The 20,861-nt window shown below is 69.3% G+C and carries 23 protein-coding genes; 13 read left to right on the top strand and 10 right to left on the bottom strand.

All coding sequences use genetic code 11. The features are described from left to right. Nucleotides 1-9: 9 nt before the first annotated feature. Both ASD65_RS08055 and ASD65_RS08050 read right to left on the bottom strand, forming a co-directional pair. Entirely contained in the window at nt 10-828 is an 819-nt protein-coding gene (locus ASD65_RS08055) for an ABC transporter permease (protein WP_056220903.1), read from the bottom strand. After that, on the bottom strand, nt 825-1,721 hold the full coding sequence (locus tag ASD65_RS08050; RefSeq protein ID WP_056220902.1) for an ATP-binding cassette domain-containing protein: 897 nt from the start codon (nt 1,719-1,721) through the stop codon (nt 825-827). Before ASD65_RS08050 ends, ASD65_RS08055 begins: the two co-directional genes overlap by 4 nt. A 99-nt stretch (nt 1,722-1,820) precedes the next feature. Between ASD65_RS08050 and ASD65_RS08045 the strand changes: the two genes are divergently transcribed. The 6 genes from ASD65_RS08045 (at nt 1,821) to ASD65_RS08025 (ending at nt 4,232) form a co-directional block, all read left to right on the top strand. After that, the gene (locus tag ASD65_RS08045) at nt 1,821-2,744 is read left to right on the top strand and encodes a TetR/AcrR family transcriptional regulator (RefSeq protein ID WP_056220899.1); all 924 of its coding nucleotides are present in this window, start codon (nt 1,821-1,823) and stop codon (nt 2,742-2,744) included. Nucleotides 2,745-2,859: 115 nt separating this feature from the next. Next, on the top strand, nt 2,860-3,051 hold the full coding sequence (locus tag ASD65_RS08040; protein WP_056220896.1) for a helix-turn-helix domain-containing protein: 192 nt from the start codon (nt 2,860-2,862) through the stop codon (nt 3,049-3,051). Nucleotides 3,052-3,144: 93 nt separating this feature from the next. Continuing rightward, the gene (locus tag ASD65_RS18740) at nt 3,145-3,243 is read left to right on the top strand and encodes a 30S ribosomal protein bS22 (RefSeq protein WP_003792170.1); all 99 of its coding nucleotides are present in this window, start codon (nt 3,145-3,147) and stop codon (nt 3,241-3,243) included. Nucleotides 3,244-3,324: 81 nt separating this feature from the next. Beyond that, nucleotides 3,325-3,618, top strand: coding sequence for a rhodanese-like domain-containing protein (locus ASD65_RS08035; RefSeq protein ID WP_056220894.1), 294 nt, complete (start codon nt 3,325-3,327; stop codon nt 3,616-3,618). 30 nt (nt 3,619-3,648) lie between these two features. Continuing rightward, the gene (locus ASD65_RS08030) at nt 3,649-3,933 is read left to right on the top strand and encodes a glutaredoxin family protein (RefSeq protein WP_056220891.1); all 285 of its coding nucleotides are present in this window, start codon (nt 3,649-3,651) and stop codon (nt 3,931-3,933) included. Next, nucleotides 3,930-4,232 carry a Dabb family protein gene (locus ASD65_RS08025; protein ID WP_235566630.1) on the top strand — a complete coding sequence of 101 codons (303 nt, stop codon included), beginning with the start codon at nt 3,930-3,932 and terminating at the stop codon, nt 4,230-4,232. Before ASD65_RS08030 ends, ASD65_RS08025 begins: the two co-directional genes overlap by 4 nt. Nucleotides 4,233-4,235: 3 nt before the next feature. On the opposite strand, the gene ASD65_RS08020 is transcribed toward ASD65_RS08025, so the two are convergent. The 3 genes from ASD65_RS08020 to aspS all read right to left on the bottom strand — a co-directional run bounded on the left by ASD65_RS08020 (nt 4,236) and on the right by aspS (nt 6,740). Then, nucleotides 4,236-4,418, bottom strand: coding sequence for a YegP family protein (locus ASD65_RS08020; RefSeq protein ID WP_056220889.1), 183 nt, complete (start codon nt 4,416-4,418; stop codon nt 4,236-4,238). 103 nt (nt 4,419-4,521) lie between these two features. After that, nucleotides 4,522-5,331 (bottom strand): tyrosine-protein phosphatase, encoded by an 810-nt coding sequence (locus ASD65_RS08015; protein ID WP_162248472.1) that lies wholly within the window; start codon nt 5,329-5,331, stop codon nt 4,522-4,524. A gap of 65 nt (nt 5,332-5,396) precedes the next feature. Beyond that, nucleotides 5,397-6,740 carry an aspartate--tRNA(Asn) ligase gene (gene aspS / locus ASD65_RS08010; protein WP_056220883.1) on the bottom strand — a complete coding sequence of 448 codons (1,344 nt, stop codon included), beginning with the start codon at nt 6,738-6,740 and terminating at the stop codon, nt 5,397-5,399. A gap of 188 nt (nt 6,741-6,928) precedes the next feature. Between aspS and ASD65_RS08005 the strand changes: the two genes are divergently transcribed. Genes ASD65_RS08005 through ccsB form a run of 6 tightly spaced genes read left to right on the top strand, consistent with a single transcriptional unit; the run spans nt 6,929 to nt 12,575 of the window. After that, nucleotides 6,929-7,627: a DedA family protein gene (locus tag ASD65_RS08005; protein WP_056220880.1), complete on the top strand. Its 699-nt coding sequence runs from the start codon at nt 6,929-6,931 to the stop codon at nt 7,625-7,627. 42 nt (nt 7,628-7,669) lie between these two features. Further along, entirely contained in the window at nt 7,670-8,299 is a 630-nt protein-coding gene (locus ASD65_RS08000) for a histidine phosphatase family protein (protein WP_056220877.1), read from the top strand. A gap of 8 nt (nt 8,300-8,307) precedes the next feature. After that, nucleotides 8,308-8,919 (top strand): TlpA family protein disulfide reductase, encoded by a 612-nt coding sequence (locus ASD65_RS07995; RefSeq protein ID WP_056224613.1) that lies wholly within the window; start codon nt 8,308-8,310, stop codon nt 8,917-8,919. Beyond that, the gene (locus ASD65_RS07990) at nt 8,916-9,725 is read left to right on the top strand and encodes a cytochrome c biogenesis CcdA family protein (protein ID WP_056220875.1); all 810 of its coding nucleotides are present in this window, start codon (nt 8,916-8,918) and stop codon (nt 9,723-9,725) included. The genes ASD65_RS07995 and ASD65_RS07990 overlap by 4 nt, the downstream gene beginning before the upstream one ends. After that, the gene (resB, locus tag ASD65_RS07985) at nt 9,706-11,481 is read left to right on the top strand and encodes a cytochrome c biogenesis protein ResB (protein ID WP_056220872.1); all 1,776 of its coding nucleotides are present in this window, start codon (nt 9,706-9,708) and stop codon (nt 11,479-11,481) included. The genes ASD65_RS07990 and resB overlap by 20 nt, the downstream gene beginning before the upstream one ends. Nucleotides 11,482-11,486: 5 nt before the next feature. Then, on the top strand, nt 11,487-12,575 hold the full coding sequence (gene ccsB, locus ASD65_RS07980; RefSeq protein WP_056220870.1) for a c-type cytochrome biogenesis protein CcsB: 1,089 nt from the start codon (nt 11,487-11,489) through the stop codon (nt 12,573-12,575). Nucleotides 12,576-13,130: 555 nt separating this feature from the next. On the opposite strand, the gene ASD65_RS07975 is transcribed toward ccsB, so the two are convergent. Together ASD65_RS07975 and ASD65_RS07970 are read right to left on the bottom strand one after the other, a co-directional pair. After that, entirely contained in the window at nt 13,131-15,140 is a 2,010-nt protein-coding gene (locus tag ASD65_RS07975; protein ID WP_056220867.1) for a YhgE/Pip family protein, read from the bottom strand. After that, nucleotides 15,137-18,049 carry an MMPL family transporter gene (locus ASD65_RS07970; RefSeq protein ID WP_056220864.1) on the bottom strand — a complete coding sequence of 971 codons (2,913 nt, stop codon included), beginning with the start codon at nt 18,047-18,049 and terminating at the stop codon, nt 15,137-15,139. The genes ASD65_RS07975 and ASD65_RS07970 overlap by 4 nt, the downstream gene beginning before the upstream one ends. A gap of 143 nt (nt 18,050-18,192) precedes the next feature. Here ASD65_RS07970 and ASD65_RS07965 point away from each other — a divergent pair, with 143 nt between their 5' ends. Then, nucleotides 18,193-18,846 carry a TetR/AcrR family transcriptional regulator gene (locus ASD65_RS07965; protein ID WP_056220861.1) on the top strand — a complete coding sequence of 218 codons (654 nt, stop codon included), beginning with the start codon at nt 18,193-18,195 and terminating at the stop codon, nt 18,844-18,846. 3 nt (nt 18,847-18,849) lie between these two features. Here ASD65_RS07965 and ASD65_RS07960 read toward each other — a convergent pair whose 3' ends face one another. The 3 genes from ASD65_RS07960 to ASD65_RS18975 form a co-directional block, all read right to left on the bottom strand. Beyond that, nucleotides 18,850-19,527: a DNA alkylation repair protein gene (locus ASD65_RS07960; protein WP_056224612.1), complete on the bottom strand. Its 678-nt coding sequence runs from the start codon at nt 19,525-19,527 to the stop codon at nt 18,850-18,852. 61 nt (nt 19,528-19,588) lie between these two features. After that, nucleotides 19,589-20,590, bottom strand: a complete 1,002-nt coding sequence (locus tag ASD65_RS07955) for an o-succinylbenzoate synthase (RefSeq protein ID WP_056220859.1) — start codon at nt 20,588-20,590, stop codon at nt 19,589-19,591. Between the two features lie 18 nt (nt 20,591-20,608). Further along, the gene (locus ASD65_RS18975) at nt 20,609-20,779 is read right to left on the bottom strand and encodes a hypothetical protein (RefSeq protein WP_156378810.1); all 171 of its coding nucleotides are present in this window, start codon (nt 20,777-20,779) and stop codon (nt 20,609-20,611) included. Between the last annotated feature and the right edge of the window lie 82 nt (nt 20,780-20,861).

Raw genomic sequence — 20,861 nt, 5'->3', positions numbered from 1 at the left:
CCGGTCGCCTCAGCGACGCCCGGCCTTGCGCCGGAACAGCCACGCGCCCCAGACGACGGAGATCGCGAGGATCAGGGCGCACCAGCCCAGCGCCCACCACGGCTGAGTGCCGAGCGGAAGCCCGAACAGCAGGCTGCGGATCGTCTCGATGATGGGCGTGATCGGCTGGTTCTCGGCGATCCACTGCAGCCACGACGGCATCGTGTCCACAGGCACGAAGGCGCTGGAGAGGTACGGCAGGAACAGGATGATGAATCCGTACCCGCTCGCGGCCTCCGGGCTGCCCGCGGCCAGGCCGATGGCCGAGAACAGGTACGTGATCGTCAGGATGTAGACCGCGATGAGGGCGATCGCGGCGACCCAGCCTCCGGCGCTCGCGGTCGGGCGGAACCCGACCAGGAGGGCGACGCCGATCACCACGCCGGTGGCGAGGAGGTTGCGCACCAGGCTCGCGATGACGTGCCCGGTCAGCACCGCTCCGCTGCGCAGCGGCATCGTGCGGATGCGGTCGATGATGCCGGTCTGCAGGTCCCTCGCCACGTAGACCGCGGTGGAGGCGGCGCCGAAGCCGGCACAGAGCAGGATGATGCCGGGCACCACGTAGTCCACGTAGTCGCCGCTCGGATCGATTGCGCCGCCGAACACGAACGTGAACAGCAGCATCAGCATGACCGGCAGCAGGATCGCCATGAGCAGCGATTCGCCGTCGCGCAGCGAGTGCAGCAGGCTGCGCCGGACGAACACGGATTCGGCGGTGAGACCGGTGATGCGGGGGCGGATGCCGGTGGTCGAGGGCGGTGCCGACCGGTCGGCGGTCATCGTGCTCATCGCTGCTCCTGGAGGGTCTGGGCCGGCGATGCCGACCGGTCGGTGAGGGAGAGGAAGACGTCGTCCAGGCTCGGACGGCGGAGGGTGACGGTGCCCTCGGCGCTGGACTCGTCGAGCACGTCGAGCGCTCGTCGTAGGCCGGACACCGAGCCGTCGGTGGGCACCTCGCGCAGCAGGTCTCCCGTATGCGCGCGCAGCTCGACCGTCTCGCCGCCGAGTCGGGCCTTCAGGTCGTCGGGAGTGCCGGTGGCAACGATGCGGCCGCCGTCGATCACCGCGATGCGGTCGGCCAGCACGTCGGCCTCCTCGAGGTACTGGGTCGTCAGCAGCACCGTGGTGCCCGCGTCGGCGAGGCCGCGGATGACGTCCCACACCTCCCGTCGGCTCCGGGTGTCCAGGCCCGTCGTCGGCTCATCGAGGAACAGCACGGTCGGGGAGACGACGAAGCTGAGGGCGAGGTCGAGGCGGCGCCGCATGCCGCCCGAGAACGTGCCGACACGGCGACGGGCCGCATCGACGAGGTCGAATCGCTCGATCAGCTCCGCGGCGCGGCGCCGCGCCGCTGCCGGGCGCAGGCCCGACAGCCGCGCGAGCATCACGATGTTCTCGACGGCCGTGAGGACATCGTCGACGGCGGCCGATTGCCCGGTCAGGGCGATGCGCTCCCGCACCTCGTCGGGGGAGGCGACCACGTCGTATCCGGCGACGGACGCGGTCCCCGTGCCGGGTGCGACGAGGGTCGTGAGGACGTTGATGGTCGTCGTCTTGCCGGCCCCGTTTGCGCCGAGCAGGGCGAACACCTCGCCGGGCGCGACGGTGAAGTCGAGTCCGTCCAGGACGCGCTGCGCGCCGAACGACTTGCCGAGGCCGACGACTTCGATCGCTGGTTTCATCGTGCTCTCCAAACTGTGTATGCACCAAACTGTTTATGAAGGTAACACACTGTTTACGCAATAAACAGTCCTATGATGAGGGCGACGAAGGGTGGGTCCATGCCCGAAGACGCAGACCTCGAACTGCCCCGCGGAATCGCGCTCGCCTGGGGTGTCGCCGCCGACCCGCAGCGCGGCCCCAAGCGCGAGATGAGCGTCGAGCGCATCGTCGACGCGGCGGTGGAGATCGCGGATGCCGAGGGCCTCGGTGCCGTCTCAATGTCGGCGGTCGCCGGGCGGTTGGGCTACACGCCGATGTCGCTGTACCGGTATGTCACGGCCAAGGACGACCTCATCCTGCTGATGGGGGAGTCGGCCACCGGGCTGCCTCCCGCGTCGATCCGCGAGCACGAGGGGTGGCGGGCTCGGCTCACCGCGATCTTCGACGCGCTGGTGCAGGTGTACCTGCGGCATCCGTGGCTGTTGGACATCCCGATCTCGGGGTCGCCGGCCACGCCGAACAGCGCGGCGTGGATGGATGCCTCGCTCGACGCTCTCGAGGGCACGCCGCTGGACGCGGACGAGCGCCTCGCGATCGTCCTGCTCGTGTCGGGCGAAGTGCGCTGGTACGGCACGATCCTCGCGTCATACGCGCGCCTGGAGCGCGACACGGGGCTCACGCCCGAAGAGATCACCCAGCGCGAAGCCCGTCTGTACGCGACGCTCGTGACGGCCGACGAGTTCCCGGCGCTGCGGCGTGCGGTGGATGACGGGGTGTTCCTCTCCGACGCCGATCCGTTCCGGTTCGGGTTCGCCCGCAGCCTGGACGGCGTGGAGGCATACCTGGCCACCCGCGCGGCGGGCGCGGCGGCCGCGCCGGCGGCGTGGACCGAGGTCGCGGATGCGGACGTCGCGCACGACAAGAAGTACCGCGAGGCGCAGAAGGCCGTGCGCGAGGCTGAGCGGGCGCTGCGTGCCGCGCACAAGATCGAGCGCCAGACTCTCCGCGAGGCGCGGGAGAGAGCGCGGCATTCGCCCGCGTGAGCCGCGGCGTCCTCGGAGCTTGGATCCCAGGAGACCCACACGCCACACGGGTTTACATGCGTCCCGGCCACGGCCTAGAGTGTGACTCACACTGGGGGACCTGAAAAGGGGGACCATGCCCGAGCTGCCTGATGTGCGATTCCTGACTGTTGCAGAGGTCGCCGATTTGATGCGCGTGTCGAAGATGACCGTGTACCGCCTCGTGCACTCCGGTGAACTGCCCGCCGTCCGATTCGGACGCAGCTACCGCGTGCCCGAATCAGCCGTCACAGCCGCCTTGCAACGTCCCATCGCTGACGTCGGCTAGACTGACCCGAGGCATTTTTCCGCACCTGCCTGTTCCCGGGCGCTGGATCGCATTTAGCGTCTGGCCCCAAACCCCGACATTGTGAGGTTTTCCGTGGGTTCTGTCATCAAGAAGCGCCGCAAGCGCATGGCGAAGAAGAAGCACCGCAAGCTGCTTCGTAAGACTCGCCACCAGCGCCGCAACAAGAAGTAGCTGCGGCTGCACCACACCGAGCGCCTGTCCACCGGACGGGCGCTTCGTGTTGCGTCGGTCGTGGTTCGAGATGAGGTTCAGATGAAGTCGATCACCGTTCAGCAGCTCCATGCACGCGAGGGCGTTCCGCTCATCGACGTGCGCGAAGTGGACGAATTCGCCGCCGGGCACGTCCCCGGCGCCGTCAATCTGCCGATGTCGACGCTCGGCGAGCACCTCGACGAGCTGCCCGACGGCGCGTTCGATGTGATCTGCCAGGCCGGCGGACGCTCCGGACGCGTCGTGCAGGCGCTCGAGGCGCGCGGCCACGACGCCACCAACGTCGACGGTGGCACCGGCGAGTGGATCCAGCTGGGGTATCCCGTCGAGCGCTGACGCCTCGCACACCCCGCTTAGGATGAGATCGTGACCACCCTCACCCTCATCGGCAAGGCGGACTGCCACCTCTGCGAGGTCGCCCGCGAAATCGTGGACGGCGTGATCGCCGAACTGCCCGACGACGTCGCCGACGGCATCGAGGTGCGCGAGGCGTCCATCCTCGACGACCCCGCGCTCTACGAGCTCTGGTGGGAGAAGATCCCGGTCGTGCTCATCGACGACGACGTGCACGCGCACTGGCGCGTATCCGGAAGCCGGCTGCGCGACGCCCTGATGGCGGCATCCGATGCCACTGCGAGGGCCCGCTCGTGAGCGTGCGGCACATCGTGATGTGGCGTCTGAGCGCCGACGATGCCGACACCCGCGCGCTGCATGCCGAGGAGATCTGCCGTCGCCTGATGGCGCTGGCGCCGATCGTGACGGAGATCGAGAGCATCGAGGTGCGTCCGAACATCGCGTACCCCGGCAAGAACTGGGACGTCGCGCTGGTCGCGGACTTCGCCGATATCGCTGCGATGGAACGCTACGTCATCCACCCCGAGCACCAGAAGGTGGTCGAGTACGTCCGTAGCGTCACATCGGACCGCGCGGCGATCGATCTCCCGATCTAGGGTCTACTTCTCGATCTCTTCGATCGGAGCACCGGGAGCGTTGGTCTGGACCGATTCGATGCCGTTGATCGCGCTCGCCTTCGAGGAGTACCCCTGGCTCGTCGCGATGACCTGACCGTTGCTCGCCTTGAGGTTGAAGCGCCAGTCGCCACCCTTGTCGACCCACAACTCGAACTTCCCGGCCATGTGGACCCCCTTCGGTCACGCAGACGGCGAACGATTCGGTGCCTGCTCGTGGATCACACGCTATCGGCCTGTGATCGCGGGGGGAAGCATCGAATCGGCGAGGTCAGGCGGTGAGGCGCCGACGCAGAGCCGCGAGCTCGTCGTCGGTGAGACCGCCCGACTGCAGGTACGCCGCGGAGCCGCCGTGCGTCGCCTCGATCCAGGCGAGGGCCTGCTCGATGGCCTCGGGCGGGCTCCCGGCGATGAGCGTCTCCAGAGCGGGGGTGATCGGCAGCCCCATGGAGGTGACCATCGCGAACATGCGGTCCGCCCACGGCCCGGCCAGGTGCGCCGCAGTCGCGGTGTAGTCCGCGACGATCGCGGACCGTTCCACGCCGACGGCGTCCAGCACGACGGCGGTCGCGACGCCCGTGCGGTCCTTGCCGGCCGTGCAGTGCACCAGCACCGCGGTCGGACGCTCGTCGACGGATGCCGCGACCAGGCGTGCGACCTCCGCGAAGGTGCCCGCGCCGTGCTCGAGCATCGCCACGTAGAGGTCGCCGAGCGCGGGCAGATTCGCCAGAGCGGCGACGGTGGCCGCGGCCGCGGCATCCGGATCATCCGTTGGAGCGGCTGACTGCGCCGCCTCCTGCGCCATGCCGCTGACGGCGCCCTCCATCAGCGGCGCCTCCACGACCGTGATCACCGGATCGGTCGGCAGCCGGTTCGGAGCCATCTCGCGTTCCATCGCCGTGCGGAAGTCGACGATCTCGCCGATGTCGCTCGCCGACAGCTCGGCCAGACCCGCGGCGGTCAGGCCGCTGAGGGCGTCCGACCGGTAGAAGACGCCGGTGCGGGTCGTCCCGCCGTCGGTGAGGGGGAATCCGCCGAGGTCGCGGAAGTTGAACGTGCCGTCGAGTGTGGAAATAGTCACGGCCACAGCCTAGAGGGGCGGCCGCGACGCTCGCTCAGCGACCGCCGACGAGACGAAACGTCTGCCTACGGGGCGAGGCGCGTGGGGCCGCGGAACAAGTACGTGACCTCGCGGATCGAGGACTCGCCGAGCATCAGCATCAGCACGCGGGCAAGGCCCATGCCGAAACCGCCGTGCGGCGGGACGCCGTAGCGGAAGAAGTCGAAGTAGAACTCGAGGTGCTCCGGGTCCAGGCCCTTCTGCTTCGCCTGCTCGACCAGGATGTCGACGCGGTGCTCGCGCTGCGCGCCGGTCGTGATCTCGACGCCGTTGTAGAGGAGGTCGTAGCTCTTGGTGAGCCCGGTCTCCTCGTCGCGCATGTGGTAGAAAGCGCGGATCTCGTGCGGGTAGTCCGTGATGAACACGAAGTCGTGGCCGTACGTCTCCTTGACGTGCGCCGAGATCTGGCGCTCGCCCTCGGGGTCGAGGTCGCCGTCGGTGCGGGGGATGACGTAGCCGCGGGCGGCGACGATCTCGCGCGCCTCGGCCAGCGGGATGCGGGGGAACGGCACAGTGGGCGCGGTCACGACCACGCCGAACAGCTCCTCGATCTCGGCGCCGTGCTTGGCGACGACGGCACCGATGGAGAAGGCCAGCAGCTCCTCCTGCATCCGTGCGACGTCCTCGTGCGAGTCGATCCAGGAGATCTCGGCGTCGATCGAGGTGAACTCGGTGGCGTGCCGCGAGGTGAACGACGGGTCGGCGCGGTAGACGTCGCCGATCTCGAAGATCTTGCCGAAGCCGGCGGACTGCGCCATCTGCTTGAAGAACTGCGGGCTCTGCGCGAGGTACGCGGTCTGCTCGCCGAAGTACTCCAGTGCGAACAGCTCGGCGTTGGACTCCGACGCCGACGACATCAGCTTGGGGGAGTGGATCTCGATGTAGTCGCGCTCGATCCAGTACGTGCGCATCGCGTGCTCGAGCGTGGTCTGCACGCGGAAGATGAGGTTGTTGCGGCGCTGGCGGAGGTCGAGGAAGCGCCAGTCCATGCGCTTGTCGACGCTGCTGTCGGCGGCGATGGGCGTCTCGGGGTTGGCCGCGGCGGCGATGTCCAGCGCGTGGATCTTGATCTCCACACCGCCGAGCTTGACGCGCTCGTCGTGCTTCAGCTCGCCCGTCACGGTCAGGAATGTCCCGGTCGACAGTGCCGAGATCGTCTCGGTCAGCGCGAGGGCCGCTTCGGCCGCGGCATCCGCGTCCTCGCCCAGTTCGCGCGTGGCCGGGTTGACCAGTTGAACGGCGCCCGTCTCATCGCGAAGGATGACGAACTGCACCTTCTTCTGGTCGCGAACGGTCTCCACCCATCCGGACACCGAAACGGAGCCCGCGGGGAGGGCCTGAAGCTGGTTGACGAGAACGCGTTCACTCACGGGAGCCCAGTCTACGTGGGCCTAGGATGCGGCCACGCCAAGGCGCAGACATGCCGGGCGGCGGGGAGTGCCGTCGGTGCGACCCGGGCGCGCACCCAGGAATGGTTCATGTGGCCCACGTAACTTGGAACAGGCCGCCGGGTTCCCCAGTCGCGGCATCCCGATCACCGCGCACCGAAAGGCCCACGATGACCGCCTCCACCTCCGACGGCTCCTGGCTCTCCAGCCTCCTCGACTGGTCCGTCTCGCTGATGGACGTCATCGGTCCCGCCGGCGCCGGCCTTGCGATCGCCCTGGAGAACCTGTTCCCGCCGCTGCCGAGCGAGGTCGTCCTGCCGATGGCGGGACTGGCCGCGAGCCGCGGATCGTTCACCCTCTTCGAGGCGCTGGCGTGGACCACGGTCGGCTCGATCGTAGGGGCGTTCCTCCTCTACGGCCTGGGCGCGTGGCTGGGCGCCGACCGGCTCCGCCGCGTCGCCGCGCGGGTGCCGTTGCTGCATCCCGAAGACATCGACCGCACAGTCGGCTGGTTCCAGCGGCACGGCGGCAAGGCCGTCTTCTTCGGACGGATGATCCCGATCTTCCGCAGCCTCATCTCCATCCCGGCGGGCGTCACGCGCATGCCGCTGTGGCGGTTCGGGCTGCTCACCGCCATCGGCAGCCTCATCTGGAACACCGTGTTCGTGCTCGCCGGCTACCTGCTGGGCGAGTCGTGGCACGTGGTCGAGCAGTACGTCGACGTGCTCCAGAACGTCGTGATCGTGGTGGTCGTCGTCGCGGTGGCGTGGTTCGTGTTCGTACGGACGCGGACGCTGATCACCGCGTCCCGCACCCGTGCTGTGGTCGAGGAGGCACCGGCCGAACCGGTGTCGACACCGGCGGACTGACGCTCAGCCGCCCCACAGAACTCGCCCACGTAGACTGGGCGGGTGCCCGCTGATCGCCTTCATCTCGTGCGCCATGGGGAAGTCCACAACCCCGACCGCGTGCTGTACGGCCGACTCCCGGAGTTCCGGTTGAGTGTCGACGGCCGACGGATGGCGCGGCAGGCCGCCGAGTACGTGCACGCCATGCAGCGCCCGGTGGCGAGTCTGATCTGCTCCCCGTTGCAGCGCACGCAGGAATCGGCGGAGCCGTTCACCCATCTGTTCGGGATCGAGCCGGTCATCGACGAGCGCGTCATCGAGCCCACCAACGTGTTCGAGGGGCGCCGCATGAAGCGGGCCCTGATGAACCCGCTGAACTGGCGGCACCTCGCCCGCCCGGCCGTGCCGAGCTGGGGTGAGCCGTACGCGCAGGTGATCGCGCGCATGGACGCCGCGATGACGGATGCCTGGACCCGGGTCAAGTCCGGCGACGTCGTGATCGTCTCGCACCAGTTGCCGATCTGGGTCACCCACCTGGCGGTCGCGGGCGAGCCGGCCAAACACGATCCGCGCAAGCGCCGGTGCGCGCTGTCCAGCGTGACGAGCTTCGAGCGATCCGGCGACCGCTGGGTCGAGGTCGACTATGCGGAACCCGCCACGACGGTGGGCGCCGTGGATGTGGGGGCAGTGTGAGCAACCGGGTGGCATCGCGACGGACCGGACGGTGGCGCGCGGCATCCGCTGTGCTGGCGGCGGCGCTGCTCGTCGGCCTCGCCGGCTGCACGAGCGACCCGCTCGCCGACCAGTACCGCGAGGGCGACAACAAGGGGTTCATCGCTGGCGACTTCCGCGTCGACGAGATCCCGGTCGCCGAGCGCGGCGAACCCGTCGTGTTCGAGGGCAAGACCGAGTCGGGCGAGACGGTCTCCAGCGCGGACTACGCCGGCGAGGTGCTGGTTGTCAACTTCTGGTACGCCGCGTGCGGCCCGTGCCGCGTCGAGGCGCCGTTCCTCGAGGAGGTCAACCAGGAGTTCACCGGCAACGGTGCGGAGTTCCTCGGGGTCAACACGTACGACCAGGCCGAGACCGCCCTCAGCTTCGCGAAGGACTACGGCATCACGTACCCGAGCGTCATCGACATCAACGACGGCAAGGTCAAGCTGGCCTTCGCCGCCGTCTCGCCGCTGAACGCCACTCCGGTCACGCTCGTCGTCGACAAGGAAGGCCGCGTCGCCGCGCGCATCATCGGGCAGGTCGAGAGCGCCTCGATCCTCGGCACGCTCGTCAGCGACGCCATCGCGGAGCAGCCGTGAACATCGACGCCCTCGTCGGCGGCGGCACGCTCTGGATCGCGATCCCGATCGCGGTGGTCGCCGGACTGGTGTCGTTCCTCTCCCCGTGCGTGCTGCCGCTCGTCCCCGGCTACCTCGGCTTCATCGGCGGCGCGGTCGCGCCCCGTCGGGCCCCCGTTCCGGTCGCCGCGAACGGTACGGCACCGGCGATGACGGATGCCGCATCCGCGGACGTCGACGACGCTCCGGGCCGCGGCCGACTGCTGCTCGGCGTGCTGCTGTTCATCGCCGGGTTCACCGTCGTCTTCATGGCGATCAACATCTTCGGCGGCACGCTGGGGATGTTCCTCATCCAGTACCGCGACATCATCACGCGGATCATGGGCGTGGTCATCATCTTGATGGGCCTCGTGTTCATCGGCCTGTTCGGCTTCGCGCAGCGCACCTTCCACCCGGAGGTCCGCAACAACCTCGGGCTCGCCGGCGCCCCGCTGCTCGGCCTCACGCTCGGCCTCGGCTGGGCGCCCTGCATCGGCCCCACCCTGGCCGTCATCCTGGGCATGTCGCTGGATTCCGGCTCGATGGGCCGCGGCGCGGTCCTGGGCCTGGCCTACTCGCTCGGTCTCGGCATCCCGTTCATCCTCATCACGCTCGGCTTCGGCTGGGCGACCCGCTCGGTCACGTTCCTGCGCCGTCACATCCGTACCGTCAACCTCATCGGGGGTGTGCTGCTGATCGTCCTGGGTGTCCTCATGGTCTCGGGTGTGTGGAGCGCCCTCATGTCCGTCCTCCAGGGGGTGTTCCTGAATGTCCCGCTCCCGATCTGATCAGGGGTCCGACCCGCTCCGCCCGTCCGATCACATCGACGGCATCGCAGTCGACGACCGGCCGAGCAGCGGCGGTGCCGACGACATCGCGCAGCCCGCGCTCGGCTTCGTCGGCTGGATGCGGTGGGGCTGGCGACAGCTCACCAGCATGCGCACGGCCCTTGTGCTGCTGCTGCTGCTCGCGATCGCGGCCGTGCCCGGATCGATCGTGCCGCAGCGCAGCGCCGACCCCAACGGCGTGACGGAGTACTTCAAGAACAATCCGGACCTGGCTCCGGTCCTGGACAAGATGCAGCTGTTCGACGTCTACACGTCGGCCTGGTTCTCGGCGATCTACATCCTGCTGTTCATCTCGCTGATCGGCTGCGTGATCCCGCGCACCAAGCACCACTGGAAGGCGCTGCGCGCCCGGCCGCCGCGGACGCCGGCCCGCCTCTCCCGCCTCGACGACCACGCCGAGTCGCTCGTCGAGCTGACCCCGGGACAGGATGCCGCGGCCCTCGCGACCGAGGCCGTCGAACTCGCCTCGGCCCAACTGACGCGCGCCGGGTACCGCGTCGAGCGATACGACGGTCGCGGTGCGTTCTCGGTGTCGGCCGAGCGCGGGTACATCCGCGAGACCGGCAACCTCGTGTTCCACACCGCACTGATCGGCGTGCTGCTCGCCGTCGGCATCGGCGGCGGCTTCACCTACACCGGTCAGCGCGTGGTCGTGGAGGGCACCACCTTCGTCAACGCCATGACGGACTACTCGTCGTTCAACCCCGGCCGCTTCGTCAACGTGGAGAACCTCGCGCCGTACTCGATGACGCTGGACTCCTTCGACGTCACCTACCAGCAGCCCGGAACGGCTGGGGCGGGTATGGCGAAGAACTTCGCTGCGCACCTCACCACGCAGCTGGCGGGGGCGGAGGAGTCTCAGGACGGCGTCGTGCGGGTCAACCACCCGCTCGACATCGCCGGCGACCGCATCTACCTGATGGGCAACGGCTACGCGCCGACCATCACGGTGCGCAACGCCGAGGGGGAGGTCGTGTTCCACGACTCGATCCCGTTCCTGCCGCAGGACACCAACCTCACCTCGCTCGGCGTCGTCAAGGTCGCGGACGGACTGCCGGAGCAGCTGGGCCTCGTCGGGTTCTTCTACCCGACGATGCAGCCGCTGCCCTCGGGCGCCTTCACGTCCGTCTTCTCCGACCTCGTCTACCCGGTGCTGACGCTCAACGTCTACAGCGGTGACCTCGGCATCGACGACGGCACGCCGCGCTCGGTCTACACGCTCGATGTGGCCGGGATGACCCAGCTCACGGGCGGACAGACCGGCGTCGACTCGATTCAGATCGTTCCCGGCGAGACGGCCGACCTGCCCGACGGGATGGGCACCGTCACGCTCGAGGACGAGACGGCCGAGGTGGGTGCCGCGGTCAAGCGGTTCGTCTCCCTTTCGATCCACCGCGACCTCGCGGGACCCTGGGTGCTCCTGTTCGCGGTGCTCGCGCTCGGCGGACTGATGGCTGCCCTGTTCGTGCCGCGCCGTCGGATGTGGGTCAAGGCGACGCCAGATGGTCGGACGCTCCGCATCGAGTACGCCGGTCTGGCCCGTGGCGAGGACCCGAGCCTCGCGTTGGCGGTGGAACAGGTCGCGCAGAAGCACGGTGACGCTCTCGAGGCGTCGCTGCGCGCAGCCGCGGCGCAGGTCGATCCGACGGCGGAGGCTCCCGCCGGAGAATCCGCTTCCAGCCCCCGCGTAGACTGATTCCCATGCCTGGAACGGATGGTTTTTCGCTCGACGCAGTCTCGGTGCTCCTGGTCTGGACCGCCATCGCGATCTACGCCCTCGCGTTCGTCGCCTACGCCATCGACCTCTCGCGTCGCTCGGCGCTCGCGGTCGATGCGAAGGATGCCGCGACCGCACGGACGAAGGAACTCGTCGGGGCCGCGATGACGGGCGGATCCGTCCTCTCGTCGGTCGACGAGATGCGCGCGGAGGAGAGCGCCGCCGAGGCGGCGCTGGACGCGCGACGCAAGGATCGTCCGCGGCTCGTGTGGGCGCGGATCGGCACATCGCTGACCGTGCTCGGCTTCCTCTTCCACCTCGCCGGGACCGTCACCCGCGGCATCGCCGCAGAGCGTGTCCCGTGGGCGAACATGTACGAGTTCGCGCTCACCGGCACGATGCTGATCATCGCCGTCTACCTCGTCGTGCTGTTCCGCTACGATCTGCGCTTCCTCGGCACGTTCATCACCGGCATGGTCGTGGTGCTGCTCGGCGGCACACTGGTCGGGGGCCTCTACGTCGAGATCGTCCCGACCGCCGACCCGCTCGTCTCGATCTGGCTCGTCATCCACGTGTTCGTCGCATCGCTGGCGACCGCGATCTTCGCCCTCGCCTTCGGGCTGTCCGTGCTGCAGCTCATGCAGGCGCGGCGCGAGGCGAAGGTGGTGGCTGCGGCATCCGTCGTCACGAATGCCGACGCGTCCTCGGACGCCCTCAAGCCCGCCAAGACCGGCCCGCGCTTCCTGCGCAGCCTCCCTTCGGCGGATGCTCTGGAGTCGCTCGCCTACCGGTTCGCGATCTTCGGCTTCATCCTGTGGACGTTCACGCTGATGGCCGGGTCCATCTGGGCCAACGACGCCTGGGGTCGCTACTGGGGCTTCGACACGAAGGAAGTCTGGACCTTCGTGATCTGGGTCCTCTACGCCGGCTACATCCACGCGCGGGCGACCCGCGGCTGGCGCGGCACGCGCTCCGCCTGGCTTTCGATCATCGGCTTCACCGCGGTGATGTTCAACTTCACGATCGTCAACATGTTCTTCAAGGGACTGCACGTCTACTCCGGTCTGAGCTGACGCGGATCGCGGAGGGCGCCGACGAATTCCCTCTTGACGTGTCCGATACCCGGGTCTAGGTTCGGCTCCGGAATCTGTTCGGCGCTGCGGCTGTGACGAACGCGACGAAGAGCGTCCGGAAGTGTGGAGACGTCGGCACGGGGACTTGCCACGTCATGGCGAAGTACTCGTATGCGTGATGGCAGGCGCAGCATGATTCGACTCGAGGGGTCAGAGCGCTCCCGGAGTGCGGCATTCAGCGCGCTCGGTCAAGATCTGCCGGGTCACGGTTGTCGAACGTGCAGGCGGCACGACGAACGTCGTGAGGCTCACGGTCACCCGATTCTCAGGGTGGGGGCCCACAGGGTCGGGTTCGTCCTCGATGGAGTCTGCAGTGGGGGCCGTGCCTCCAGAGAGACGGCTATGACTGGAGCGTCCGCCGCCACCGTTGTCCTTCGTGTCCGGGCAGGCCACCGGCGGTGCGCCGCCGAGTGACGCCGCTTCCCCTGTCGCACATCGCGGTCGGTGCGCGCCGATTGCGACAGGGGAGCACCGGCGAACGGCCGGTTGCGCGGGTCAGGCCGGAGCCGCCGTCAGGAGCGCCCGCGCGGTCGTCGTGCGGCGCCGGGCCACGGCGATCGTCGTGACCGCGAAGGCGAGGACCGTCCACACGATCATGCCGACGATCGCGGCACCGACTCCGCCCGCGGAGGTGAGCGCGGCGACCATGCCGGTGTAGGCGGGTGAGGTCGGCATCAGGGACGCGACGCCGGCGAGGAAGCCGGGCACGGTCGAGACGACGCCGGTCGCCACCGCGAGCACGCCCACGAGGGCTGCCACCCAGCGTCCGGCACCACCGAGGGCGGCGACGAGCGCTTGGTTGACGGCGGCGAACGCGATGCCGGCGATGACCGCCAGGGAGGCGAAGACCGACCAGGTGCCCCAGTCGTATGCGGCGGCCCACTGCACCACGAGCGCCACGAGCAGACCCTGGACCGCGCCGAGTGCGGCCGCCGGGGCGAAGCCGCGCAGCGCGAGCAGCGCCGACGGTGCACGCGAGGTGAGAGCCCGACGAGACACCGCCTGCAGCGCCACGAACGTCGCGAGTCCGCCGAACCACAGTGCCAGCATCGCCAGCAGCGGGATCGCCGAGGCGCCGAAGATGTTCGAGCCGAGACCGTCGGTCTCGACCGGGTTCGCAACGACCTCGGCGAGGCTGTTCGCCTCCTGGTCGGTGTACGACGGGACGGATTCGGATGCCGTCTTCAGGCCGTCGGCGAGCGTGCTCGTGCCGTCCGCGAGCTTCGCGGTGCCGTCGGCCAGCTGCGTGGCGCCGTCGGCGGCGGTGGTCGCGCCGGAGGCCAGCGCGCTTCCGCCGGCCGCGAGCTGGCCGGCGCCGGCCGCGAGCTGCTGGGTGCCCGCGGCGGCGGCAGTCGCACCCGCGGCCAGGCCGTTCATGCCGCCGGCGATCTGGGTGAGATTGCCCGACATCGAGACGAGCGTCTGGCCGACCGCGGGGAGCTGGCTGAGACCCTCGACTCCTGCCGCGATCGTGCCGGACTGGTCGAGGATGTTGTTGACCGTCGGCAGTGCCGCTTCCGCGCGATCCGCGGCCGCGCTGATGCCGGTGCAGATGTCTGCGGGCGAGCCCTGCGCGACGCAGTCGACGGCGAGCTGCCGCAGGCTCGCGGCCGCCGCGGCCGCGTCGGACTTGAGCTGCTCGCTGTTGGCCGCGATGCCGTTGGCCGCGTCGATCACGTTCTGCGGAATCTGCGGAGTCTGGGCGAGGCCGCCGCCGATCTGCGCGATGCCACCGGCGATCTGACTGGTGCTGCCGCCGAGTCCCTGTGCCCCGGCGGCCCAGGTGTTCAGACCCGAGGCGGCGGAGTTCGCCCCCGCGGCCCACTCGGTCAGGCCGCTGGAGAGGGCCCCGGCCCCGGTCCCGAGCTGACGGATGCCGTCGGCCAGACTCACCGCACCGTCGGAGCTCTGCTGCGCACCGTCGGCGAGCTGCTGCGCGCCGTCCGCGGCGGTGCCGAGCTGGTCGCCGAGGGTCGTGAAGCCGAGGAAGACGTTCTCGAGGTACACGGTCGACAGCTGCTCGCCGAGGACGGAGGCCGCGGTCTGCGCGACCTGCGCGGTGATCGCGTCATCGACGATGAGGCTGTCCGGCGGGGTGGTGACCTCGATCGTGGCCTTCTCCGGGGTTCCGCCCGGCGCCGTGGAGGTCGCCGCTGCCGAGAAGTTCTCCGGGATCGTGATGACGGCGTTGTACGTGCCATCGGCCAGACCGGCCGCGGCATCCTCCGTGTTGGAGATCGTCCAGGTGAGGTTGCTCTCACCCTCGCCCTGGCCTTCGACCAGGCCCGCGGTGAGCTGACGGCCCAAGGGCACGAGCTGGTCGTTGATCGTGACGGGCTGATCCTCGTTCACGATCGCCGCGTTCAGCGAGTCGAGCCGATCGGTCGGGTTGTACAGCGCGGCGACGAGGATGCCGCCGATCACGACGGGCAGCAGCACGACTCCGATGATCGTCAGCCAGGTGACGGGGCGACGGGAGCGGGCGCGTTCGATGTGGAGAGTCATGCGGTCACCTCAGGGGTGGAGAGGAGTCGGGTGGATGCGCGCGGTGTGGCGAGATCCAGAACTGTGGCGTCGGTGCGCCCGGCGGCGGCCAGCAGCGCGCGTGCGACGGCCGGGTCGGTGGCCGAGACGAGGACGGTGACGGATGCCGCGGCCGACGCGTCGCGGAGCACCGCGGCGGCCTGATCCAGCGCCGCCCCGGAGGCGATCGCGTCGACGCCGTCGATGACGACGATGCGCGTGCGGCCGCGGACCGCCCGACGCAGCTCGGTGATCGGGTCGCTCGCACCGGACAGCAGTGCGACGCCGACGTGAGCGCGCACCCAGGCCGCGCGGCCGGGCAGCAGGTGGCCGGCGACGCGGAGCCGGCCGTCCGAGGGGTCGATGCGCCCCGCGACGGTCAACAGCAGGGAACGTGCGGCGACGGCTTCGGTCGCGGTGACCACGAGCGAGTCGCCCGGTTCGAGGCGCAGTGCGACACCGTCGTAGAGTGCGACGTCGTCGGACACGAGCGAGAGGTCCTCGGCCACGACCGCGGCCGTGGTGTCGGGCTCGGGCCAGTCCGCCAGCTCGAGTTCGCGTTCGACGGCTTCGCCCTCGATGTCGAAGTGGGGGAGGACGCGGTCGAGCCACTTCGGCATCCACCAGGCCTTGTCGCCCAGCAGCGCCATCACGGCGGGAACCAGGGTCATCCGCACCAGGAACGCATCGATCGCGATGCCGACGGCGAGACCCAGGGCGATCGGTTTGAGTGAGGCGTCGCCTTCGGGGACGAAGGCGGCGAACACGGCGAACATGATGACGGCGGCGGCGGTCACGACCCGCGCGGAGGCGGTGAAACCGGAGCGCACAGCGCCGACGGCCATGGCGCGGTCGGTGCGGCCACCCATCGCGCGACGTTTGTGGACGAAGTCCTCCCGCATGCGAGAGACGAGGAACACCTCATAGTCCATCGCGAGCCCGAACAGCACGCCCATCAGCACGATCGGCATGAAGCTGATGATCGGACCGGTGCGCGTGACGTGCAGTGCGTCGGCGAGCCACCCCCACTCGAACACGGCACTGACCACACCGAACGCGGCGAGCACCGAGAGCAGATAGCCGACTGCGGCCTTGATCGGCACCCAGATCGAGCGGAACACGATCATGAGGAGCACGAGCGAAAGGCCGACGACGAAGATGCCGAAGGGCACGAGAGCGGCGCCGAGGCGGTCGGAGATGTCGATCGCGACGGCCGTGAAGCCGGTGACCTTCAGATCGACGCCGTACTTCTCCAGGAAGTGGTCGTGCTGCGCGCGGAGCTCGCGCACGAGGTCGGCGGTGGCCGGGTCATCCGGCGCCGTGGTCGGGATGATCTGCACGATGCCGGTGTCGGCCGTCTCGTTCGGCGTGGACAGTGCAACCGTCTGGACACCGGGCATCTCGGCGATCTCGTCGCCGAGATCCTGCATCAGGCCGAGCGGGTCGGTCGAGGTGACGATCGTGCCGGTCATGACGAGCGGGCCGTTGAAGCCGGGGCCGAAGTGCTCGGCGACCAGGTCGTACGACTGGCGGGCTTCGTTGTCCTTCGGGAGCATGCCGGCGTTCGGCAGGGCCAGCGCCAGGCTGGCCGCGGGGATCGCCATGATCCCGAGCGTGAGGACGACGGCGACGGTCGTGACGATCGGATGCTTCGTCACGAGGCCTACCCAGCGCGTCGCGAACCCGCGCTTGACCTTGGTCGGGGCTGCAGGCACCTCGCTCGCGGCGGGCGGGGTCATGAGCACACCTGCGGGCGCGGCATCCGCCTCGCCGTCCGATTCCGTGCTCGACGCGGCGCGTCGTGCGGCAGCCCCGCTCTTGTGGGCACGTCGGGCAGCGCGTGCGGCGCGACGCGCGTCGCGGGTCGGCCAGCCGAGCATGCGGCCCTTAACGAAGCCGAGGAACGCGGGGGTCAGCGTGATCGCGACGAGCACGGCGATCGCGACCGAGACGGCCGCCGCGATGCCCATGGTGGTGAGGAACGGGATGTTCGCGAGACCGAGGCCGATGAGCGCGATGAGCACGGTCACGCCGGCGAACACGACCGCGGAGCCGGCCGTGCCGGTCGCGCGCGCGGCCGACTCCTCCGGCTCGACCCCTGCCCGCACCTGGTCCTGATGTCGCGCCATGATGAACAGCGCGTAGTCGATGCCGACCGCGAGCCCGAGCATCAAGGCCAGCAGCGGGGTCGTGGACGAGATCGACACGAACGCGGTCGAGAGCATGATGAGCGAGAGCGCGAGCCCGACCCCGATGACGGCGGAGGCCAGGGGGAGCCCTGCCACCGCGATCGAGCGGAACGTGATGATCAGCACGAACAGGGCGATCAGCAGGCCGACTGCCTCGGTGAGGGTGACTCCGGGGATCGACAGTGCGAACAGATCGCCGCCGAGCGAGACCTGCGAGCCCTCCGGCAGCTCGTCCTGCAGCTGGGCGGCGATGTCGCGCAGCTCGTCCTTGGTCTCGTCCGAGACATCCGTCGCCTGACCGTCGAACTGCAGGCGGACCAGCGCGGCGGTTCCGTCATCCGAGACCAGCCCCGTGACCATCTCGTCGAACGGATCGGTCACCGCGAGGATCCCGTCCAGATCTTCGAGCTGGGTGATCGTGTTCTCGATGTCGGTGGTGAACGGCTCGCTGTCCACGACACTGCCATCCGGCCCGACGACGATGAACTGTGCGCTGGTGCCGCTGGCCTGCGGGAACGACCGGCTCAGCTGCTCGAGGCCGGCTTGGGCCTCCGTACCCGGGATCGAGAAGGAGTTGTCGGTCGCCTTGCCGAAGAGGGCGAACCCACCACCGGCCATGGCGAGCAGGAGGAGCCACGACACGAGAACTCGCCACGGATGCCGGTACGACCACCGGCCGAGCGAGTAGAGCAGAGTGGACACAACGCCTCCGGATCGGATGTCAGACAGTTTCGATACAACGCTGTATCCGATACATAGATGTATCGTAAAACCTGGACCATGCGCCAACCTGGAGACTTCATGTGTGTTTCGATGAACTCAGCCTCGGTCCGGAAGGAGAGTCGATGACAGAGAACACGGTCACGACGCCCGCCGCGCCGCGCCGGCGCGAGAACACGCGCCAGAAACTGCTGGATGCGGCCGCTCAGGTGTTCGCCGAGGTCGGTCTGGATGCGGCATCCGTCGAGGCGATCTGCGAACGCGCGGGCTTCACTCGCGGCGCGTTCTACTCGAACTTCGACTCCAAGGACGAGCTCTTCCTCGAGCTCGCCGGACGAGTCGCCCGCGCGCGCGTCGAGGTCGTGAAGAGTCGGGTCGCTGCGCTCGAGCAGGAGGGCGGCTTCGACGCCGCCTCGATCAATGCGTTCGCGATCATCGACCAGGTGCTGGACGTCACCGCCGACGACCGGCTCGGAGTCCTGCTGATGAGCGAGATCCGCATCCACTCGCTGCGCAATCCGCAGCTCGCGACGGCGTACCTCCGTCAGGAGGAGGAGATGCAGCGCAGCGTCGCCCAGATCGTGCGCGACATCGGTCAGGCGAACGGGCTGCGGTTCCGCGTGACCGCCGACGAGGCGGCACGGCTGATGCTCACCGTGTGGGAGGGCGCCTCCGTACACGCCGCCATGGCGGGGCTGGACTACGAGGCGATGTGCCGGCACACCAGCGCGGAGCTCGCCCGCGTGGCCGAGCTCATCATCGAGCCGCCCGCCGCGTAGCCGCTAGGCGCGGGTCTGCCGCCGCACCATCTCGGTGATCCAGCTGGGCGCGAACGGCGACGTGCAGTTCGGTGGCGTGGGGTAGTCCTTGAGTACCTCGAGGCGCTCGCCGATGTCCAGGGCGCGCGCACGGTACTCGGGATGGGCGATGCCGATGTGCGCCAGGCACGTGTTCATCGACCACTGCAGGCGGTCGGGAGCGGTCTTCATCTGGGCTTCGATGATGTCGAGCAGCCCGGGAAGGTCGAGGCCGTCGGGGTTCTTGTCGACGCGCTCGGTCGTCAACTCCCACCCCGCGCTCGCCACGGCGGGATCGGCGTCGTCGAACCAGGCGACGCGAAGCTCCTCGGCGTGCGGGCTCTTCTTGACGACGTAGTTCACGAGCCAGTCCTGCACCTTGGGGGTGCGGGCCTCGCGCATCATCGTGTCGAGCTGGTCGCGGTCGAACGCCTTGGGGCGGCAGATCAGCAGTGCGACCAGTCGGGCCGCCGTGTCGCCGGTCGCCCACAGGTCGAGAGCGAGATCCTGCTGGATCTTGAGCGGCTTGGCCACCGCGCGCAGCTTGGTGAGGTTCACGCCGTGGTCGTCGCCGTGCCGGACGTTCACGTCGCGGATGCGCGGATCCTCGAGTGCGGCCAGCTCGGCCATCACCTCGGGCACCGTCCCATTGGTCACGGTCATCTCGGCCACGTCGGTCTCCTGTCCGTTGACCTCCAGCCTAAAACGCGGCCCGCACGTCGGTCTACGCGTTCGCGCGCCGCTCCAGCTCCGCGTGGCACCGCTCGAGGCGTGCCAGCCACCATGCGCGGCGGTCGGCCGGTGCTTCCCACGCGGCCAGGGATGCGGCATCCGGAATCACACGCCCCACGAGGATGCGACCGTCGAGCGGCGTCAGCGGAGTCGCGGTGACGTCGGCCGTGAACAGGGATGCCGTGCCCAGCCCGCAGTCGAAGTCCAGGGTCGGCATGGCCGCGGCGAGGGCAGCACCCATCGACAGACCGATCGAGGTGTCCAGGGCGCTGGAGACGACGGCCGGCAGCCCGGCCTCGGCGATGATCTCCAGCGCACGACGCACGCCGCCGAGCGGCTGGGCCTTGACGACGATGATGTCCGCGGCGCCTGCGCGGGCGACGGCCAGCGGATCCTCGGCCTTGCGGACGCTCTCGTCGGCGGCGATCGGGATGCCCATGTACTTCACGCGGCGCCGCAGCTCAGCGAGCTCCTCGACGGTCGCGCACGGCTGCTCGGCGTATTCGAGGTCGAACTCGGCCAGCGCGTGGATCGCATGTTCGGCCTCGTCGACGTTCCAGCCGCCGTTCGCGTCGATGCGCACGCGACCCTCGACGCCGAGGACCTCGCGCACGGCACGGACGCGGGCGATGTCGTCGGCCAGCCGCTGGCCGGGCTCGGCGACCTTCACCTTTGCGGTGCGGCAGCCGTCGAAGCGCGCGAGGACGGTGGCGACGGATGCCGCATCCACCGCCGGCACGGTCGCATTGACCGGGATCTGGGTGCGGAGCGGCGCGGGGGAGCGAGTCCAGCCGAAGTCGAGCGCGGCGGCGAGCCAGGTCGCGGCCTCCGGGTCGGGGTACTCCCCGAACGGGGAGAACTCGGTCCATCCCTCCGGGCCTTCGAACACGACGGCTTCGCGCACGTCGACGCCTCGGAATCGGGTCGCCATCGGCAATGCGACGACGCGGGCGGTGTCCAGGATCTCCTGGAGCGGGGGGAGAGGGCGGATCATGCGTCCATCATGGCCGTCTCAGAGCCATGCGCCGGGATTGCGCATCGCCTGTTGCGCGGTGACGCGCTGGTCGACGGCTCCCGTCCGGGCGCGATCGGAGGCAGTGGCCGCTCGGTGCTCTTCGTGCGTCACCGGCTTGCCGAAGATCGCCCACTTCACACGAATCCAGAACGACGGTGTGGCGGTCACGGCGGCTCCTCTGCTTTGCCTCAGCCTGCCCGATCGGGGGTGGAATAGCTACGGTTTCGTACGCAACGAGTCTTCGCGCTGC

The organism is Microbacterium sp. Root61 (genome assembly GCF_001427525.1).
In the GTDB taxonomy this organism is placed as follows: Bacteria; Actinomycetota; Actinomycetes; order Actinomycetales; family Microbacteriaceae; genus Microbacterium.
This window is presented reverse-complemented; position numbering and strand designations above follow the sequence as displayed.